The sequence below is a fragment of the Paraburkholderia sp. 40 genome (genome assembly GCF_050434105.1).
GTDB lineage: Bacteria > Pseudomonadota > Gammaproteobacteria > Burkholderiales > Burkholderiaceae > Paraburkholderia > Paraburkholderia tuberum.
Window position 1 is genome coordinate 278,798 of sequence record NZ_JBNPVY010000004.1, and the last position, 16,857, is coordinate 295,654.

Here is a 16,857-nt window from a genome sequence, read left to right on the forward strand (position 1 = left end):
CGCTCATCCGCGCATATCAGCCGAACAGGCCATGCAGGAACCAGCGTTGCTCCTCTTCCGCGTCGCGGCTGCTCACGCGCTCGCGGTAGATCCAGTAGCAGCTCTGGTCGTCCGCCTGCGCGACGAAGTAGTCGCGCGTGACGAGCTCGCCGTCGAACCAGCCGCTCTCGATGCGCTCGCCCGGCGACACCATGCGCAACGGCGAGCCATAGAACGGGCGGTGCTGGCGCATCAGCAGACGCACGGGCGTGTCGAGCATCCACGTCGGGCGGGGCAGATTCTGCGGCAGCGGGCCGGGCTTGACCGGCTGCGACACCGGCAGCCAGCGGTTCGCGATCTCCGGACGATGATCGGCGCTCGGCGCGGGTTTCAGCACGTTCTCTTCGCCGAGCCGCGCGACCAGCAGTTCGAGCAGCCGCGCGTGATCCTCCTGCGAGCCGCCCGGTTCGGGAAACAATGTGTCGGACGCGGGCGCGGCCGACTCGACGTTCGACGCGTCGAGCCGCAACGCGATCACGGGCGCGGCGAGCTCGATACGATGCAGCCGCTCCTTCAGCAGGTGCATCAGATGTTCTTCGCGCCAGCTCAGCTCGCCGAGTGCGACGTCGATCGTGGTCGGCTCGATCGCAGCGCGTCCGCGCTCGTGTTCGAGCGACAGGCGAATGCCGGTGAGCGCGAGCTGTTTTGCGCACAGCCATCCGCACAGTTGCACGATCAGGCGCTGCGCGCCGAACACCGCGCCATCCGCGTGTTCGAGCCGGTCCGGCATCTCGATGCGCGCCGAGAACGTGGGCGGTAGTTCGAGCCAGTCGAACAGTTCGGGCGCGGTCCCGAACGCGCGGTCGAGCGAGTCGAGCAGATGTTCGCCGCAGCGGCGCTGCAAGCCGGCGCGGGGCAGGCGGCGCAGATCGGCGATGCGCTCGCAACCGAGGCCCGTGAACCAGTCGGCGAACGGGCGGACTTCGGGCACGGCGAGCATCGGCAGGGCGGACAGGCGCTGGTCGAGTGACGCGAGCTTCAGCACGCGCCGGTTGCCAAACTTCGCGAGCAGCCACGCGCCCTGGCCGGTCGGCGCGGCACTGATGCGCGCGGTGAAGCCGAGCGCGTCGAGGATGGCTTTCGCATCGCGGCACAGCGCGAGCAGGCCGCGGAAGAGCCGCAAACTCGCGCCGATCTCGACGACGACCGTCGCCTCATCGAGCAGCGCGACTTCGGGCGAGAAGCGCATCAGCGCGATACCCACCTCGCGATGGGCCGCCGTTTCGCGGCCGCTATCGCGCTCATACATCTCGGTCTGCGGCGACAGCGTCAGCACGCCGCCGCGCTTCATGCCCGGACGCACGCCCGCCGAGCGCGCGGTGGGGTCGGCCATGACCACCTTGTCTTTCTCCAGCACCGCGCAGCCATGCGCGGGCTCAGGCGACCACTTCGGTCTGAAGACCTCGAGCGGCAACTTTGGCAGATGAACGGCGAGAAAGACGCGCATGTCGGGAAAGCAGAACGGGAGTGGGTTGAAGGGGAATCGACAGGGGCTCTGCGCGAGCGGGCCCTCGTCGTTTCACGATGTCGATGGTCAGACCTTCGGCCGATGGCCTGAGCGCGAGCCGCAGCAGTGCGGGGGATGCCTCCTGCGCGGTGGCGAGCGGCCGCACCATGATGAAAAGCGTCTCCGACGACTGCGCGGCCAGATGCAGACGGCGCAGCGACGACGCCTGCGCGTACTGCGCCCAGAAGATCAGCGCGCCGCAACTGCCGGCGCGCAGGATCTGCTCGGCGGACCACAGCGCGTCGGCGGTTTTCGGCGCATTGATCCGCAGCACCTGCTGCAGCGACAGGCCGATGTAGTTGAGCCCGAGGCCGTCCGGCGTATGCGGCGGTTGCACGAAGACGAGCGGACGCTTGCCGACGGCGCTGAGCGCCGGCTGCAACAGCCGCAGTTCGCCGACGCCGGCCTGCTGCACGAGCAGATCGACCAGCGCGCCGAGCGGCCAGCCACCGCCGGGCAACTCCGCCGACAGGGCCGGATAACCGGTATCGACGCTGCGGCCGCGGCCAGCGCCAAGCTGGGACGCCCGCCATAAGGACGGGTGAATGGCTTCCGGTGCTGGCAGGGCGGCTGTCATTTGCGAAAATACCTGTATGGATATACAGTATCCTACATGGTTTTTATGAGATAGCGAACAGGCACTTTTTTGGGGGTGGGTTCATGGACATGCGAGTGCGCAAGCCAGCCGGGCATCCGATGCCGGAGATCGCGGCGTTCGTGGCCGAACTGAAAGCGGTGTTCGGCGAGCCGGCCATCGATGAAGCGATTCGCCGCGGCAAGGCGGGCGAGCCGACGTTTCATGCGCGGGAAAACGGACGCTCGGCGGGGACGGCGGCGCCGGTTGCGGCGAACGTCTGGCGCGTGGATCGCGCGGTGCGCGACCGCCATTACTGCGAGGGTTGCGACGGCTCGTGCATTGGCAGCGCGAAGTCGTGCCGTCCATAATGGCAGCGGCCCTCAATCCCGGAGAACCCCATGTTGCGCACGTACCTCGGAAGTTGCCATTGCCAATTCGTGAAGTTCGAGGCTCGCATCGATTTCGACGAGGGCACGTCGAAGTGCAATTGCAGCTACTGCAGCAGGCTGCGATTCTGGCACGTGCAGGTTCGCCGGCAAGATTTTCGTCTTCTTTCGGATGAAGCCGCGCTCAGGGAATATCAGGGGCACAATGCGGTCGCGCATCACCCGTTCTGCAAACGCTGCGGGGTCCACGTATTCGATCGCATCGATATGCCAAACGGCACAGGGTATCCGTATATCAACGTGAACATCATGTGCCTCGATGAACTCGATCTCGATGCGGCGTTGAATGCGCCCGTGACCTATCGCGATGGGCTGCACAACGCTTGGGGCAATCCTCCCGCGCAAACACGGCATCTTTGATTGCACCGGTCAGGGCGCTCTTCGCGGATGGTGGGGAATGTCAGGCTGGTGGGCATCCAGTTGATGGCGTTCGGACGCGAATTGAACGAACTCGGGCTTGAACCGCGCAGGATCATCGAGCGTGCCGGCATAGAGGGTCACGATGTCCGGCGCATGATGCGGCGTAGCGAATAGCAGGTTGCCGCAATGAGCGCAGAAGTTGCGCGTCGTGGGCATTCCGCTGCCGCCGATCTTCGTATAAGGCCTGACGTCGCCTTTGAACGAAAAGTCGGCGGCTCTCACTATGACGACCGGCAATCCCGCGGAACCTGAAGCGCGCTGACAATCGCGGCAATGGCAGATCAGTTGCGCGAGTGAATCACCGCGAGCTTCGTATTGCACCGCGCCGCACAGGCAGCGCCCCAGCCAGGGCGTCGACATCGATCTTCTCCGGTTCACATGATCTCGCGGTTTGTTCGGGAGTCTAAGAATAGGTGCGGGACCGTAGCTTAGCAGCGCTCAAACTCGTTGCGCATAGACGTTGCACCAGCCGTCAGCGGCAACGGATTTGCCGGGGAACATCGGGCACGGTCCTGAAGCCTCGCCCGCTGCGCCGGTATAGAAACGACAGTTCGCGCAGGTCTGGCCCGCGTGGTACTTGGGGAACTTCGCGACGTCGACGCTGCTCGCTTTCGCACGATAGCCGAGCGAGCTGGCCGTGGCGTCGTTTTCATCGACGGCGGGCGGCGCGGCTAACGCGAGGTCGGCGCTGGCGAGCGCGGCACACAGGCCCGCGGCCTGGAGAATGAAGTGTCTGCGGTTGTGAGAGACCATGATGATGCCCTGAGAAAAGAAATGGGTCGTCCATGCCGCATTCGATTGAAGCGGCGTGGCGTCGTAATGCGGTGCGAAGCAACGTGTTAGTGGCGCGGTCCGGCATTCAGCGGTGTGGTCGAGGATTGCGCGGCTTGCGCGGTCAGCTTCGCGCTGCCGGTGTCGTAGCCATTCGTATAGAGCAGGAAGGCCATCAGATCGGCGTACTCCTCGTCGCTCATCTTGCCGGGATGATCCGCGGGCATGTTGGTCGACATGTACTGGTAAATGCCGCCGATCGTCAGATGCGAGTTCGCCGCTGGCGCGAAGGCCGGTCCGATCAACGACGGCGCGGTGTTGCCTTCGAGCTTCTCGCCGTGGCATTTCGCACACGAATCGGCATACAGATGTTCACCGTGGGTGACCTGATCGTGATCGAACGACGGTGTCTCGGTCGTCGCCGCAACCTTGATGAAGCCGCCGGCGGCGGGCATGCCGCCCACGCGCCATAGGTCCGCACGCGGCGGCGCCTGGGTCGGGCCGTCGAGATAGCGCGCGAGATTCGCGTGAGTGCTGGCCGTGGTCGCCGAACCGCTCGCGATGGTGGTTGGCAGCGCCCAGTTGCGCGTGAGCGCTGCGAGCCGGCCATCGCTGCGCAGACGCGTGAGCGCGTCATCGATGCGCTTTTGCAGCGGCTGCGTGTCGGGCCCCGACGCGAACACCAGATTCCAGTCGGCATAGGGCGACTCGGCGACGGCAACGTCGAAGTGCTGCTGCGGGTGCGCATGCCGATACGCCACCACGGCCGGGTACCAGACGATCGCGCGCTGGGCGCGCCCTTTCGCGACGGCGTCGACGGTCAGCTCGGAGGTGGTTTCCAGATCGAAGCGCGCGTTCTTCTGCTGGACCGCGATCAGTTGCGACGGGCTCGACCAGGTGGCGGCAATGGTGATCTTGCCGTCCGGCGCCGCGACGGGGGTGTTGGCCGCATGGGCGCCGCGCAGCGTGACGCTGACGTAACCGGAGTGCAGATAGCTCTCGGAAAAGAGCAGGTGCGAGTCGGAGCCGTCGGCCACGCTCGAACGCGGAAAGCCCGCGATCACGTCGCAGTTACGCTGCAGCGAAGTCGAGAGCTCGCGAGCCGAGATGCCGTCGTCGCCGTCGTCGTCGATTCCGCGCGGCGCGAATGTCGGGGTAATGCCCGCCGCGCTCAACACCGCGCGTGCAACGGACTTGTCCAGCTCGGCCGAAGGGCTGCCGGGCATCGTGCACACGCGGACGCTGGAAGACGTCCGCGCGGCCGCCTGGGCGGCAACATGTGCGGCGCCGGCGACGAGCGCGCTGGCGAGAGCAAGGTGTGTGAATCGAATGTTCATGATGGTGCGTTCCTGTGATGGCGGGAACACCGCGCCCGCATGGGCTGCGTGCGGGCGCGGCAAGATGCAGCGGCGAAGGCCGGATGGGCAGAACGGTGTGGGTGCGGTGGCTGCGCCTAGCTGCGATCGAGCGCGAACACGTACAGCGTGCCGCCGCGCGGAACGTCCTTCGCGACGTCGGCCATCGGGCCGCCCCAGATCGGATTCGCACCGCCGTAGCCCGCGAGCACGGCCACGTATTCCTTGCCGTCGACTTCGAACACGGAAGGTTGCGCGACGATGCCGCTCGCGAGTTGCGGGCTCTCCCACAGCACCTTGCCCGTCGTCACGTCGAACGCGTACAGATGGCCGTCGAGCGAGCCGCTGAAGGCGAGGCCGCTGGCCGTGGTGGCGACGCCACCGTTCCAGGGCATCCTGGTCCAGTGACCCCACAGCTTCTTGCCGGTATTGACGTCGATGGCCTGAAGCTCGCCATAACCCTGGCTGCCCGGTTCAGGCTGGATCTCGAAGCCTTCGCCGAGGTAGGGCAGACCCTCCATGTAGCTGACCGACTTGCCGGACAGGCTCATGCACGCATGCAGCGAGGGCACCACCGCGATGTGCCGCTCGGGATCGTAGGAAGTCGACCACCAGTTCTTGCCGCCGAGAAAGCTCGGACAGGTGTTGATCGTCGTGCCGGCCTTGGGAAACCGGCTGGCGTCCTGAACTGGTTTGCCGTCGGCGGTATAGCCCGTCACCGACAGCGCTTTGACGAACGGCTCCGCGTAGATCAGCTTGCCGGTCTTGCGGTCGATCGCGTGGAAGAAGCCGTTGCGGTCGGCATGGATGATGGCGTCATACTGCTTGCCCTTGTAGCTGATGTTGGCAAGAACCGGCGTGTTGACGCCGTCGTAGTCCCACGTGTCGTTACTCGTGTACTGATAGTGCCACTTCAGGTCGCCGTTCTTCGGATCGAGCGCGAGCAGGGAATCGGAGTACAGATTGTCGCCGGGACGCAGCGCGGCGAGCCACGGTCCCGGATTGCCGACGCCCCAGTACAGCGTCTGCGTGGCGGCGTCGTAGGTGCCGGTCAGCCACGCCGCGCCGCCGCCATGTTCCTGCATGCCGTCGGGCCACGTATCGCCGCCCTTGTCGCCGGCATTCGGGATCGTATAGCGCTTCCAGATGATCGAGCCGTCGTCGGGATTGAGTGCGGCGATATAGCCGCGAATCCCATACTCGCCGCCTGATGTACCGACCACGATCGCGCCGTCGAGCGCGAGCGGTGCGAGCGAGAACGCGTAGCCGAGACCCGGTTCGAACATCTGCTTCTTCCACACGACATTGCCGCTCTGCGCGTCGATCGCGGCTACCTCGCCGCTCAGCATGGCCACGTAGACGTTCTTGCCATACAGCGCGACGCCGCGATTCACTACGTCGCAGCATGCGGTCTTGAACGATTCCGCGCCGAGCTTCGGCTCGTATTTCCAGAGCTTCGTGCCGGTCTTGACATCGAATGCATAGACGTTGTCTTTCGGCGTGCTGACGAAAAGGTAGCCGCCGTTGACGATCGGGGTTGCTTCGAAGCCTTGCTTGAGTTCCGCGGGGAACTGATAGCTCCAGGCCTCCTTGAGCCCGGCGACATTCGATGCATCGATCTGCTTCAGTGGCGAATGTGACTGGCCGCTATAGCTGCGGTAGTAGGTGAGCCAGCCCGGGTCGCTCTGTGCTTGAGCGAGGCGCTCGTAGGTCACGGCGGGGTAGTCCGGGGCGGCGTGCACCGGAGCCACGTTCAGTGCCATCGCGATCGCGATGCTCGCTCCAAGGACAGCCAGCCGGCCTGCGGCGGGCGAACGGTTCTTCATGGTCGTCTCCTGAGTGTTTGTCGATGCAGTGCCGGGAGAGGCGTCGCCCCTTTGTTCCGTGTCGATCCGGTTGCGGTGTCATTACTGCAAGTCACATGCCATTTTTGTGGGCGAGTCCGAAAGGGCGGCACGCCTGAAACGTGCGGCGGCACATATCGCGCGTAGAGCGCTCCATGTGTTGCATCCCGGTACAACGCCGGGCGATGGAGTGTTGAGAAACAGGACAGTTGCAGCGCTGGCGCGCATCGCTCGGGTCGAGGGCGACGCCAGGATCGCGGGCTAAGCGCCCCTCGGGATGACTCCGCATATCGCGGCGCGCATCAATTTGTGGTAATACAGCCTCTCCCTTCCGCATGGATGCGGCTCGGCATTTCGCGCGTTTGACGACGCATTGCGCGTCGCGGCCGCATTGATGCCGCTTCGCTTCCCCGCTGTCGCTGAAATGGATGGCCCGGAGCTTGCTTAAGAGGACGGAGAAAAGTCTGGCAAGGTACCAGGCTTTCCAGGAGGGAGACAATGCGCGATGACGTTCACCCGGCCGTGGCTCAGACTGCCATACGGTCCAATGACTTTCCCGTGCCGGCAATTCAGAAAGCGCACGAACGCTCCGAAACGTTTGGTCTGTGCGCGTCGGCGCGGCCGGAATACGAGGTTCTTTCGAACGCGGGTCTCGTGCTCAAACGCGAGCAGAACCGGGTGTTGTGCGCGCATGCGACGCCGGTGATGGAGACGCTGCACGAGCAGATCGCCGACACGCAAAGCATGATCGTGCTGACCAATGCCGAAGGGCTGATCCTGCATTCGATCGGCGACGACGACTTCCTCGCGCGCGCGGAGAAAGTCGCGCTGCGGCCCGGCGCGAACTGGGCCGAGGACCGCCAGGGCACCAATGCGATCGGTACGGCGCTGGCCGAGCGCTGCGCGATGGTCGTGCACGGCGACCAGCACTACCTGGCGGCAAACCGCTTCCTGACCTGCTCGAGCGTGCCGATTCTCGATCCGTATGGCGACGCGATCGGGGTGCTCGACGTGACGGGCGACTACCGCAGCTACCATCAGCACACGATGGCGCTCGCCAAAATGTCGGTGCAGATGATCGAGAATCATCTCTTTACGACCACCTTTCACGAAACGCTGCAAGTGTCCTTCCATAGTCGCCCTGAGTTTCTGGGCACGCTGATGGAAGGCATCGTGGCGTTCACGAGCGACGGACGCTTTCTGTCGGCCAACCGGAGCGCCCAGTTCCAGCTCGGCATGTCGCTCGCCGGGCTGCGCGCGCATACGCTGTCGTCGCTGTTCCAGGCCACGAGCGCGCAACTGATCGATCGCGCGCGCGTGAGCCTCGACCCGCACCTGATGCTCAACCTGAGCAGCGGCGCGGTCGTCTGCGCGCGCGTGCAGTTCAGGCGGGCGTCGCTGGCGGAGGGCAGCCGCCCGGTCGCCGTGCACGACGGCGCCCGCGCGCTCGCGCGCGAGGAGCCGCCGCAGGCGGCCGCCGGACTCTCGCGTCTGAGCCATCTCGACACGGGTGACCCGCAGGTCGCCGCGGTCATCGCGAAGGTCAGAAGGGTGATCGGCAAGGACATTCCGATCCTGATCAATGGGGAGACCGGCACGGGCAAGGAACTGCTCGCGCAGGCGATCCACAACGATTCGCCGCGCTGCGCCGGGCCGTTCCTGGCGGTCAACTGTGCTTCGATTCCCGAGACGCTGATCGAATCCGAGCTGTTCGGCTACGAGGAGGGCGCATTCACCGGGGCGCGGCGCAAAGGCGCGATCGGCAAGCTGCTGCAGGCAAACGGCGGCACGCTGTTTCTCGACGAGATCGGCGACATGCCGTACTCGCTGCAAGTGCGGCTGCTGCGCGTGTTGCAGGAACGCGTCGTCAACCCGCTCGGCTCGACGAGGAGCATCGCGGTGGACGTCGCGATCATCTGCGCGACGCACCGGGACTTGCGCGAGATGATCGCGCAAAACCGCTTCCGCGAGGATCTCTACTACCGGCTCAATGGCCTCGTGGTGCGTCTGCCGCGGCTGCGCGACCGTACCGACCTCGCGGTCGTGATCCAGAAGATGTTGCTGCGCGAATCGATCGCCAGCGCGAGCGGACGGCCGCTTCACGTCGCACCCGATGTCATGGCGATGTTCGAGCGCTGTCCATGGCCGGGCAACTTCAGGCAGCTTGGCAACCTGCTGCGCACCGCGGCGGCCATGGTCGACGCGGACGGCGAGATCCGGCGCGAGCATTTGCCCGATGACTTCTTCGACGATCTGCGCTGCGGCGTTTCGTCGAGCGGCGCGGCGGATACGCCGGGCTCGGGCAATGCGTTCGCGCCGGAGTGCGCGCGCCTGCAGGACGTGACCGTGTCGGTGATTGCCGCCGCGCTCGCGCGGCATGGTGGCAACGTTTCGGCGGCCGCGCGCGAGCTCGGCGTGTCGCGCAACACGATCTATCGCAAGATGCCCGTGGTCGAGCCGGATCGTGAGGTGGACGACTTCTGAACCCCACCGCGCCGCTTTCATCAGCACTTCTGTTTCGCTCACGTGCTGTCACACCGTTGTTGCATCCCGCAGCAGTGGTGCTCAAAAAATCAACACTGCCCATCTGCCGAACGCGTCGTATGGCGACGCGTTTGTCCCGCTTACGTCAGCGAATTGACGATGTCGGTGCCCATACCCAGGCGAAGGCTTGTGCGCGAGCCAAACGAGCCTCGCGTGGCGACATCGGCATGTCCTTTGCTTTGAAGGGAACGGCCGCGCATCGAGTGCGGTTCTTCCGTCCCATCGCAAACAAGGAGACATGCCATGCAATGGATCACCCCGTCGTACGCCGAGGTGCGTTTCGGCTTTGAAGTCACGATGTATATCGCCAATCGCTGAGCGGGCTGCGGCGTGCCGCCCGCAGTGCCGTAGTGGCGCCGCGGGCGGCGCTCGCAACGCCGGGCACGCCCGAGGCGCAGCAGCGCGCGCTCGATATCCTGCGGTTCAAACTCGATATTCTCTGGTCGATCCTCGATGCGGTCGAAAAGGCCTGGCCCCTATGAACACGCGTGACGCGGATAGCGGCGTGCCGCTGCGCCCCCGCCTGCGGAGCGTCTTCCGCCTGCAGTGGGAAGCGGCGCAGGACGCCTACGTGCTGCTCTATCCCGAAGGGATGGTGAAGCTCAACACTAGCGCCGGCGCGATCCTCGCGCGTTGCGACGGAGAACACGAGCTCGACGACATCATCGGCGAACTCGAACGGCTTTTCGGCACGTCCGAACTTGCGCCCGACGTCTATCGCTTTCTCGATCACGCGCGGCTGCGCGGCTGGCTAGCCTGACCTGGCCCACGACCATCCCGGTCCTTCCGTGCCAGTGCGGCGGCTCGCCGAATTGAAGTGCCGGTGCGTCCGAAGGCGTGCATGAAGGGCTGGGACTCGGTGTTTCCTGGTGTCGCGCCGGGTGGAGTTGCCCACCGTGCCACTCGGCGCGCCAATCAATGACCAGCGGCTCCCGCTGCTCCTGCGTCGGCACCGTTGTGCGGTTTAGTCAGCCAGATTAGCGGAATGATCGCGATAAAGATCACTGCCGATAACCAGAAAATGTCGTTTAAGCCCAGCATCGAGGCCGTTAATCGTTATAAAACGCCGCACGGACCACGCGAGCGTCTGATCAAATGTCCGATAATATCGAACGATTGCATCGCCCAGATCGTACGGCATTTCAATTGAAGCGGCGCATCCTTGAATTGCAGTAACTCACCTGACTGATCGGAGAAAAACATGGCTCGATTTCATGGCAAATCTGTATTGATCACTGGCGGTAGCAGCGGGATCGGTCTCGCCGCAGCAAAGGCGTTCGCCGCGGAAGGTGCGCGAGTCGTCATCACGGGCCGTGACAGCGCGGCTCTCGAAGAGGCTAGACGGGTGCTTGGCGCGGACGCGGTGGCAGTTCGTAACGACACAGGCTCGGTTGCGGCGGCGCGCGAACTCGCCATTGCGATCGGCAAGGCGGGCATCAAGCTCGATGCGCTCTTCATCAACGCGGGCGCTGCAAAGTTCGCGCCTTTCACTGACGTGGACGAAGCGCTCTGGGACGCGAGCTTCAATACCAACGTCAAGGGCGCCTATTTTCAGATCCAGTCGCTGCTGACGTATTTGAATAAGGGTGCTTCGGTGGTGATCAATGGCTCGATAAACGCGCACATCGGCATGCCGGGTTCATCCGTTTATGCGGCCAGCAAGGCTGCCGTGATCTCGCTCGCCAAGACCTTGTCCGCGGAGTTATTGCCGCGCGGCGTGCGCGTGAATGTCGTCAGCCCCGGGCCGGTGCAAACGCCGCTGTACGGCAAGCTCGGCATGGATGCAGCGACCCTCGAAGCCACTGCCGCTCAAATTCTCAATCAGATTCCCCTTGGACGCTTCGGCACGCCCGAGGAAATCGCCGCCACCGTCTTGCATCTGTCGTCACCCGAATCGGCGTTTATCGTCGGCACGGAGATCATCGCTGATGGTGGCATGAGTCAGCTTTAAACGACTCGATCGCAACAGCCTGCAATCCGTGCGCCATACCGGCGCCGTCGTGAGAGAGCTTCGCGAGATTGTCGCCAGCGGGCCTCCGGCATTTCGTCGGTGGCCCCGCCCTGATGCGGTCTCCAGTGTGGCGCAACATCGGGCCGAAGATATGAATCAGGTTTCCCTCCGGATCGCGCAACAAGGTTGAGCGCCGCTCGGCGCTCAACGGCTGGTCGGCCCACACCATGTCTACCTGATGGTCCGTCAGCAAGGCCGTGATCGCCTCCAGGTCGTCGGTTTCGAACACCATCGCTTTGAGGCCAAGCACTGCCTGACGATCTGGCGGGGACGTCCGGTCGACCGGACGTTGCACCGCGCTTGCGCGTGACACCAGTTCAATGCGCAAACCAGCGGCATCGAGCATTGCGTAGTCCGCGCTTACCGCGTCGAAACGACCGCGCCCGGTCACGACGAAATCGAGTCGGGATTCGTACCACGCGACCATCGCGTTCAGGTTGCTCACGGCGAGCGCGACGTTATTGAGTCGCAGGCCGCGAACGGGAGGGAGCATGGGATGAGCCTTGTACATGACTGAGGTTCCTACTTTGCAGGTGCGAATCGCGCGCGATCGTGAGGGATGAAGAAATCGAGAACCGGTCCAAGCGGCACGATGCCAGTAGGGTTGACCCCACGATGGCTTTCGTAATAGTGCCGTTTGATGTGATCGAAATTGACCGTTTCCGCGACACCCGGCAACTGATAGATATCGCGCGTATAGGCGGAAAGATTGGGGTAGTCGGCGATCCGGTGCAGGTTGCACTTGAAGTGACCGCTTCTAACCATCTTCATGGCCTTCATCGTCCCTGCAACGCCAAGTATGTTCATGACCCGCTTCAGGTTGTAGGCCAACACCTGCAGGCTCATCTCCGTACTCACTCGCCCGAGCGTCCTGGTCAGGAAGTGTGCAGGACCCATCCAGTGCTTGAGTGTACCGAAGACATGCTCGACAGTACTTCTGCGGATGGTCATTACATCGGGCTTCCGGTCGAGCCGTCGCTGCATGGCTTCCAGTATGTTTTCGTGCTCCCACCTTCGGATGCGACGATAGTCGCTGGGTGAACATCGCTCCTTCATAGGGCAACGCGGGCAGGCGCTGGGCCAGTAAACCCGCAAATTCATATCATACTCAACGGTAGTAAATCGAAGGATGGCACGCTCGCCGGCAGGACATCGATACACATCGTTTTTTGCCACGTAGACAAAGTCGGCTTTGGTGAAGAGACCTTTCTTCCTCGACGCGGAGGTGAGTGGCTTGGGAACGTACGCGCTCATGTCGTTCAGATCGCATGCCCGTATCTCCGGGCCGCTGAAGTAACCCCGATCCGCGACAACCTTCAGCCTCGATCCGCCCATCGCGTCCTTCGCAGACGGCGCCATTCTGCTGAGTTGTCCGTGATCGTTTCCGAACGCATCTGCTGGCGCAAGCGGGCGATTTTCTCGTACAGGCGAACGGTCTTCACATCGAAACCTGTGGGACTGGTCCGGTCTGCGGATTCAATCAGGTCGAGATATCGCTGCACGCTTTCCTCGATCTGCTGCTGACGCCTGTCGATCTTGCTTGCCGTGTAATTCCTGTCGCGGCTGTTTGACGCCTTGAACTTGCTACCGTCGATGGCCACCATGTCACTGGATAGCAGTTTCAGCCCACGACACAGTTCGACGAAACGCCGGCATACGTTGCGAATGGCTGCGCCGCTGTCACGGCGAAAGTCGGCGATCGTCTTGAAGTCGGGAGCCAGACGTCCCGTTAGCCACATCAGCTCGAGGTTGCGTTGGCATTCACGCTCGAGACGCCGGCTCGAAGGTATCCGGTTCAGGTAGCCGTAAATATAGATCTTGAGCATCGCGCCTGGGTGATAGGACGGGCGGGCCGTAATCGCTGGCGTGGTACCGTTGAAACCAAGATCCGCAAGGTCCAGTTCGTCGGCGAAGGCGTCTATGACCCTGAAAGGGTTGTCCTTTCCGATGTAGTCATCGACACATTCGGGAAGTAGTGCGATCTGCCCGCGGTCATCGCCTTCAACGAATCGCTTCATGAGTCACCCGGTCTCAGTGCGTTGATTCAGTTTGGGCGATCAATGCGTTTTCACACACTCTGCTCCGTAATCCGCCATTTGGGCAGCGAGGGCCGAACCGGCCGCTCCGGGTCGGAAGTACCCATTCGGCCCTCTGGAGAAGCGGTCATTGGCGGGCTCCCAGCCTGACTTCGGCGCCGAAGAGGCGTGGCAGGCAGGAAGCCTTGCACCGTGAGGGTACGAACGCGGCGCGTCAAGACGGGCTGCAGACCACCGCGGTCAGCAACAACGGAATCACCGTGCGCACGGTAGCGTTGCTGCCAGCATCGCGCACGCGCGATTCGACCGCGTCGCTGGGAGCGGACAGCACAGCGCCGTACAGCGGGCCCGCGAGCGCATTGCCGCGGCCCTTCTTGAACGTCCCGTCGTCCTGCTCGTACCCAAGCACGGCGTAGACACGAAAGCCGAAGGCCGTTATGTCGCTGCCTTGTGCTGGCCGAAACGCGTTGACCGAATTCGCCTCAACGTGCATTGGATTCGGGTCGATGTACTGGTTGTTGATGAGCTGCCCGATAAACGCGTGTGGACTCGCCCTGCAGTCGAATTGCCCATCAAGCGCGTACGCGTGCGCCGCGACTGGGCAGAAGCCTGCGCCTGACACCAGCAGTACGACGAGTACTTTTTGAAGACGGGTTGCCATGGTGAACGTGCCCGAACCGCGGGTGTCGACAGGCAAAACACGAGCCAGCCTGTAGTCTCGCAGATTTTCGCCGTCCGCCCGATGGGGCGACGCTAGCAGTCGGCTCGGGATAACGGCGACGGTGCGCCGCGATGACGCTTTCGTCTCCACGCTCGGACCGTACGAGTCCAACTGCGTGGTCTCATCCGCAGTTCGATCAGGTGGCGCAGCCTTGAGGCTGCCACAAAGTGTCGTCACGACTTTCAGGACGGCCTTCGTCAGCCTGTTCACGCCTGCCCCCGACGTTGCTTCGCCTTTCATCGTTCAACCTCCATCGTCCGACGGCAATACACACGACCTGCCTCGACAAATCCCTGCGGTGTTAGCTGAAAGCGCCGAGTGGAGCGGTAGCCGACCTACTCGACGCGCCCGCCTCTTGCCGCAACCGGAATTCTGGTCTGGCGGAAACATCCATCGGCGAGTGCAGCAACAGCAACAGCAGCATCAGCGCGATTTCATGGCCGCTGAAGCGGCGGCGCAACCTCGTAAGCGGCTTGGACGGGATGCTCATCGACATGGCTTGTTCGTGCGTGATCGTCATCGGGGCGAGTCTCCACCTCAGAAATTCAGCCCGATCGCGACCGCTTGTGTATCGATGAGAACGGGCGAATGAAGTGCGCGGTGAGTTTACGTCCAGTACTTGAAACTGGTCACGCTTCGCTCGTAGCCAGTCCCATGCTGCGGCGCTCGCGTCGAATGCGCACGGGAGAGTTGTATTCTTCTGGCATTTGCGTGGCGGGGCGGCCTTGCGTCCTCGGGACATGCCCCTTCCATTCGGAACGGTCGGCGACGGTAGCAACAGGCGAGGGCTCGGCGTTCTCTGGACTCTCTGCGGCCAGGCGTTCGAGCGGCAATTGCACATTCGCACCGACGACAAGAATGGCCTGCATCAGACCGGGCGTTTGAGACGCACACATTGCGGAAATTGCCACAATACACGCGGCAACGACATAGCTTGCTCGAATGCGAGGTAGTCTGATCGTGTACATCTTGCGTTCTCCATCACGCGCGAAAGAAAGTCACACAGCGGGTTTTAATTGACCAACGACGATAAATGTCTGACGATTCAGGTTGTATTGCGTACATCAGAAAGGCCCGAAGCCAATCAAATCTGCGCAACGCGATTGAGCGCTTCACTGGCGGGCACGCTCCCGAAACTGCTATCGAGCGTTTCCCTCATACGCGGCAGGAACTTAAGATGCACTGAAACGGCAGGAAAACGCCTGCGATATTCGATGATCGAGTGCGTCAACTGTCCGAGGCCGAGATCGGTTACGCAGTGAACGCGGAGTTTTCGGCGCGCGCGGGTGTGGGCGTCGCGTGCTTCGGCTTCGGCATCGTCGAGGTCGGACAGGATCCTCTTGCACTTCTGGTAGTAGCGCTTGCCGGGTTCCGTCAGCGATACCCGACGTGTCGCGCGTTGCAGGAGCGGCGCCTGCAGCTGGTCTTCGAGTGACAGGACGGCACGCGATACGTTCCCCTTGCTGCAACTCATATGCTCCGCAACGACGCTGAAGCGTCCCGCCTCGACTACTCCGGAGAAGATGCGCATGCTCATGAACTTGTCCATGGAACCGTTCACCTCGTGCTGTCTGATTCGGATCGCTCTTCAGAATGAGACTTTCCCGCTTGGAAGAACGATAGACCGAGGCGAACGATTGAACCATCCCTACATTGGGTTCGTCGCTTAATCCATGTGGTCAGCCGGCGATACGTTGGTATAGGTGTCGATCTTGCTGCGCAAGGCGGGTGTTCTGGAAGACGGAGAGCTTAGCGTCAGTGAGACAGGGACACCACAGGGATCAGTGGCTTCACCGCTGTTCGCGAACGTGTACCTGCACTACGTCTTCGATCTCTGGGCCAACCGGTGGCGACGGCGGGAAGCCAAAGGCAACGTCATCATTCTGCGATACGCAGATGACATCGTTGTCGGTTTCGAGCACGAAGCTGACGCGCGGCGATTCTGGGACGCGATGCGTTTGAGGCTGGAGGCATTCTCGCTTGTGCTTCACCCGGACAAGACGAGGCTGCTGGAGGTCGGCCGCTATGCAGCGGTCAACCGCCAGAGCCGGGGTCCTGGCCGACCGGCGACCTTCACCTTCCTGGGTTTCATCTTTATCTGCGGCAGGTCTCGTCGCGGGGCTTTCCAGTTGCAGCGGAAGACCCGAGGGGATCGCATGCGGGCGAGACTCAGGCAGATCAAGGAGGCGCTACGGACGCGCATGCACGAACCGATTCCAGTGCAAGGGCAATGGCTCAGGCAGGTAGTTCGCGGATACTTTGCGTATCACGCGGTGCCTACCAACTCGCGGGCACTCGGCGCATTTCGACATCACATCACCGCTCTATGGCGGCGCACGCTCCGGCGGCGCAGTCAGAAGGACGCCATGACGTGGGAGCGAATGAGACGAATCGCCAATGCCTGGCTTCCGCCCCCTCGAATCCTTCATCCGTGGCCTGACCGGCGCTTCGCCGTCAAACACCCGAGGTAGGAGCCCGGTGCCCGAATTGGGCACGCCGGGATCTGTGCGGGGGGTGCTCAGTAATGGGCATCCCTACCGCAATCCTGGGTCGACTTGCGACGATCATCCGCTGCGGGCCGGCAAG

At 63.1% G+C, this 16,857-nt stretch carries 18 protein-coding genes and 2 pseudogenes; 8 read left to right on the plus strand and 12 right to left on the minus strand.

The annotated features are described in order from the left end of the window. Nucleotides 1–16 precede the first annotated feature (16 nt). Nucleotides 17–1,486, minus strand: a complete 1,470-nt coding sequence (locus OKW28_RS22930; RefSeq protein WP_429449177.1) for a Y-family DNA polymerase — start codon at nucleotides 1,484–1,486, stop codon at nucleotides 17–19. Further along, on the minus strand, nucleotides 1,416–2,123 hold the full coding sequence (gene imuA / locus OKW28_RS22935) for a translesion DNA synthesis-associated protein ImuA (protein WP_429449179.1): 708 nt from the start codon (nucleotides 2,121–2,123) through the stop codon (nucleotides 1,416–1,418). Before imuA ends, OKW28_RS22930 begins: the two co-directional genes overlap by 71 nt. Nucleotides 2,124–2,206: 83 nt before the next feature. Between imuA and OKW28_RS22940 the strand changes: the two genes are divergently transcribed. Then, the gene (locus OKW28_RS22940) at nucleotides 2,207–2,491 is read left to right on the plus strand and encodes a hypothetical protein (protein ID WP_429449182.1); all 285 of its coding nucleotides are present in this window, start codon (nucleotides 2,207–2,209) and stop codon (nucleotides 2,489–2,491) included. Nucleotides 2,492–2,521: 30 nt separating this feature from the next. Further along, entirely contained in the window at nucleotides 2,522–2,929 is a 408-nt protein-coding gene (locus OKW28_RS22945) for a GFA family protein (RefSeq protein ID WP_429449183.1), read from the plus strand. Between the two features lie 9 nt (nucleotides 2,930–2,938). On the opposite strand, the gene OKW28_RS22950 is transcribed toward OKW28_RS22945, so the two are convergent. The 4 genes from OKW28_RS22950 to OKW28_RS22965 all read right to left on the minus strand — a co-directional run bounded on the left by OKW28_RS22950 (nucleotide 2,939) and on the right by OKW28_RS22965 (nucleotide 6,941). After that, on the minus strand, nucleotides 2,939–3,349 hold the full coding sequence (locus OKW28_RS22950) for a GFA family protein (protein WP_429449185.1): 411 nt from the start codon (nucleotides 3,347–3,349) through the stop codon (nucleotides 2,939–2,941). A 78-nt stretch (nucleotides 3,350–3,427) separates the two neighbouring features. Continuing rightward, the gene (locus tag OKW28_RS22955; protein ID WP_429449187.1) at nucleotides 3,428–3,742 is read right to left on the minus strand and encodes a high-potential iron-sulfur protein; all 315 of its coding nucleotides are present in this window, start codon (nucleotides 3,740–3,742) and stop codon (nucleotides 3,428–3,430) included. An 86-nt stretch (nucleotides 3,743–3,828) separates the two neighbouring features. Next, complete coding sequence (locus tag OKW28_RS22960) at nucleotides 3,829–5,097, minus strand: c-type cytochrome (RefSeq protein ID WP_429449189.1); 1,269 nt, start codon at nucleotides 5,095–5,097, stop codon at nucleotides 3,829–3,831. Nucleotides 5,098–5,213: 116 nt separating this feature from the next. Next, nucleotides 5,214–6,941 carry a methanol/ethanol family PQQ-dependent dehydrogenase gene (locus OKW28_RS22965; RefSeq protein ID WP_429449191.1) on the minus strand — a complete coding sequence of 576 codons (1,728 nt, stop codon included), beginning with the start codon at nucleotides 6,939–6,941 and terminating at the stop codon, nucleotides 5,214–5,216. Nucleotides 6,942–7,457: 516 nt separating this feature from the next. Between OKW28_RS22965 and OKW28_RS22970 the strand changes: the two genes are divergently transcribed. The 5 genes and pseudogenes from OKW28_RS22970 to OKW28_RS22990 all read left to right on the plus strand — a co-directional run bounded on the left by OKW28_RS22970 (nucleotide 7,458) and on the right by OKW28_RS22990 (nucleotide 11,454). Then, complete coding sequence (locus OKW28_RS22970; protein WP_429449193.1) at nucleotides 7,458–9,443, plus strand: sigma-54-dependent Fis family transcriptional regulator; 1,986 nt, start codon at nucleotides 7,458–7,460, stop codon at nucleotides 9,441–9,443. 303 nt (nucleotides 9,444–9,746) lie between these two features. Further along, entirely contained in the window at nucleotides 9,747–9,821 is a 75-nt protein-coding gene (gene pqqA / locus OKW28_RS22975) for a pyrroloquinoline quinone precursor peptide PqqA (RefSeq protein WP_090805708.1), read from the plus strand. A gap of 65 nt (nucleotides 9,822–9,886) precedes the next feature. Next, nucleotides 9,887–9,985: pseudogene (locus OKW28_RS22980) on the plus strand (pyrroloquinoline-quinone synthase PqqC); the annotation flags it as partial. Further along, nucleotides 9,982–10,263: a pyrroloquinoline quinone biosynthesis peptide chaperone PqqD gene (gene pqqD / locus OKW28_RS22985; RefSeq protein ID WP_184044028.1), complete on the plus strand. Its 282-nt coding sequence runs from the start codon at nucleotides 9,982–9,984 to the stop codon at nucleotides 10,261–10,263. The pseudogene OKW28_RS22980 and the gene pqqD, both read left to right, overlap by 4 nt. Nucleotides 10,264–10,704: 441 nt before the next feature. Next, nucleotides 10,705–11,454 carry an SDR family oxidoreductase gene (locus tag OKW28_RS22990; protein WP_429449195.1) on the plus strand — a complete coding sequence of 250 codons (750 nt, stop codon included), beginning with the start codon at nucleotides 10,705–10,707 and terminating at the stop codon, nucleotides 11,452–11,454. Here OKW28_RS22990 and OKW28_RS22995 read toward each other — a convergent pair. The 6 genes and pseudogenes from OKW28_RS22995 to OKW28_RS23020 all read right to left on the minus strand — a co-directional run bounded on the left by OKW28_RS22995 (nucleotide 11,423) and on the right by OKW28_RS23020 (nucleotide 15,820). After that, nucleotides 11,423–12,025: a VOC family protein gene (locus tag OKW28_RS22995; RefSeq protein ID WP_429449197.1), complete on the minus strand. Its 603-nt coding sequence runs from the start codon at nucleotides 12,023–12,025 to the stop codon at nucleotides 11,423–11,425. The two genes, OKW28_RS22990 and OKW28_RS22995, sit on opposite strands and share 32 nt — an antisense overlap. A 251-nt stretch (nucleotides 12,026–12,276) precedes the next feature. Further along, nucleotides 12,277–13,532, minus strand: a pseudogene (locus OKW28_RS23000) (transposase); the annotation flags it as partial. Between the two features lie 232 nt (nucleotides 13,533–13,764). Beyond that, nucleotides 13,765–14,211, minus strand: a complete 447-nt coding sequence (locus OKW28_RS23005) for a hypothetical protein (protein ID WP_429449198.1) — start codon at nucleotides 14,209–14,211, stop codon at nucleotides 13,765–13,767. 361 nt (nucleotides 14,212–14,572) lie between these two features. Further along, nucleotides 14,573–14,791 (minus strand): hypothetical protein, encoded by a 219-nt coding sequence (locus OKW28_RS23010; RefSeq protein ID WP_429449199.1) that lies wholly within the window; start codon nucleotides 14,789–14,791, stop codon nucleotides 14,573–14,575. A 109-nt stretch (nucleotides 14,792–14,900) separates the two neighbouring features. Then, nucleotides 14,901–15,239, minus strand: a complete 339-nt coding sequence (locus tag OKW28_RS23015) for a hypothetical protein (protein ID WP_429449200.1) — start codon at nucleotides 15,237–15,239, stop codon at nucleotides 14,901–14,903. Nucleotides 15,240–15,355: 116 nt separating this feature from the next. Continuing rightward, nucleotides 15,356–15,820: a LysR family transcriptional regulator gene (locus OKW28_RS23020; RefSeq protein WP_429449202.1), complete on the minus strand. Its 465-nt coding sequence runs from the start codon at nucleotides 15,818–15,820 to the stop codon at nucleotides 15,356–15,358. Nucleotides 15,821–15,983: 163 nt separating this feature from the next. Here OKW28_RS23020 and OKW28_RS23025 point away from each other — a divergent pair, with 163 nt between their 5' ends. Beyond that, a complete protein-coding gene (locus OKW28_RS23025; protein ID WP_429449203.1) occupies nucleotides 15,984–16,742 on the plus strand; it encodes a reverse transcriptase domain-containing protein in 759 nt (252 codons plus the stop codon). Nucleotides 16,743–16,857 lie beyond the last annotated feature (115 nt).

Excerpts from the sequence above, each read along its gene's own strand:
- OKW28_RS22970 (WP_429449193.1), top strand. The coding sequence starts at position 7,458 with ATGCGCGATGACGTTCACCCGGCCGTGGCTCAGACTGCCATACGGTCC.
- OKW28_RS22950 (WP_429449185.1), bottom strand. The coding sequence starts at position 3,349 with ATGTCGACGCCCTGGCTGGGGCGCTGCCTGTGCGGCGCGGTGCAATAC.
- OKW28_RS22930 (WP_429449177.1), bottom strand. The coding sequence starts at position 1,486 with ATGCGCGTCTTTCTCGCCGTTCATCTGCCAAAGTTGCCGCTCGAGGTC.
- OKW28_RS23020 (WP_429449202.1), bottom strand. The coding sequence starts at position 15,820 with ATGGACAAGTTCATGAGCATGCGCATCTTCTCCGGAGTAGTCGAGGCG.
- OKW28_RS22960 (WP_429449189.1), bottom strand. The coding sequence starts at position 5,097 with ATGAACATTCGATTCACACACCTTGCTCTCGCCAGCGCGCTCGTCGCC.
- OKW28_RS22995 (WP_429449197.1), bottom strand. The coding sequence starts at position 12,025 with ATGTACAAGGCTCATCCCATGCTCCCTCCCGTTCGCGGCCTGCGACTC.
- OKW28_RS23015 (WP_429449200.1), bottom strand. The coding sequence starts at position 15,239 with ATGTACACGATCAGACTACCTCGCATTCGAGCAAGCTATGTCGTTGCC.
- OKW28_RS23010 (WP_429449199.1), bottom strand. The coding sequence starts at position 14,791 with ATGACGATCACGCACGAACAAGCCATGTCGATGAGCATCCCGTCCAAG.
- OKW28_RS22940 (WP_429449182.1), top strand. The coding sequence starts at position 2,207 with ATGGACATGCGAGTGCGCAAGCCAGCCGGGCATCCGATGCCGGAGATC.
- OKW28_RS22965 (WP_429449191.1), bottom strand. The coding sequence starts at position 6,941 with ATGAAGAACCGTTCGCCCGCCGCAGGCCGGCTGGCTGTCCTTGGAGCG.
- OKW28_RS22945 (WP_429449183.1), top strand. The coding sequence starts at position 2,522 with ATGTTGCGCACGTACCTCGGAAGTTGCCATTGCCAATTCGTGAAGTTC.
- OKW28_RS22955 (WP_429449187.1), bottom strand. The coding sequence starts at position 3,742 with ATGGTCTCTCACAACCGCAGACACTTCATTCTCCAGGCCGCGGGCCTG.
- OKW28_RS22990 (WP_429449195.1), top strand. The coding sequence starts at position 10,705 with ATGGCTCGATTTCATGGCAAATCTGTATTGATCACTGGCGGTAGCAGC.
- pqqD (WP_184044028.1), top strand. The coding sequence starts at position 9,982 with ATGAACACGCGTGACGCGGATAGCGGCGTGCCGCTGCGCCCCCGCCTG.
- imuA (WP_429449179.1), bottom strand. The coding sequence starts at position 2,123 with ATGACAGCCGCCCTGCCAGCACCGGAAGCCATTCACCCGTCCTTATGG.
- OKW28_RS23005 (WP_429449198.1), bottom strand. The coding sequence starts at position 14,211 with ATGGCAACCCGTCTTCAAAAAGTACTCGTCGTACTGCTGGTGTCAGGC.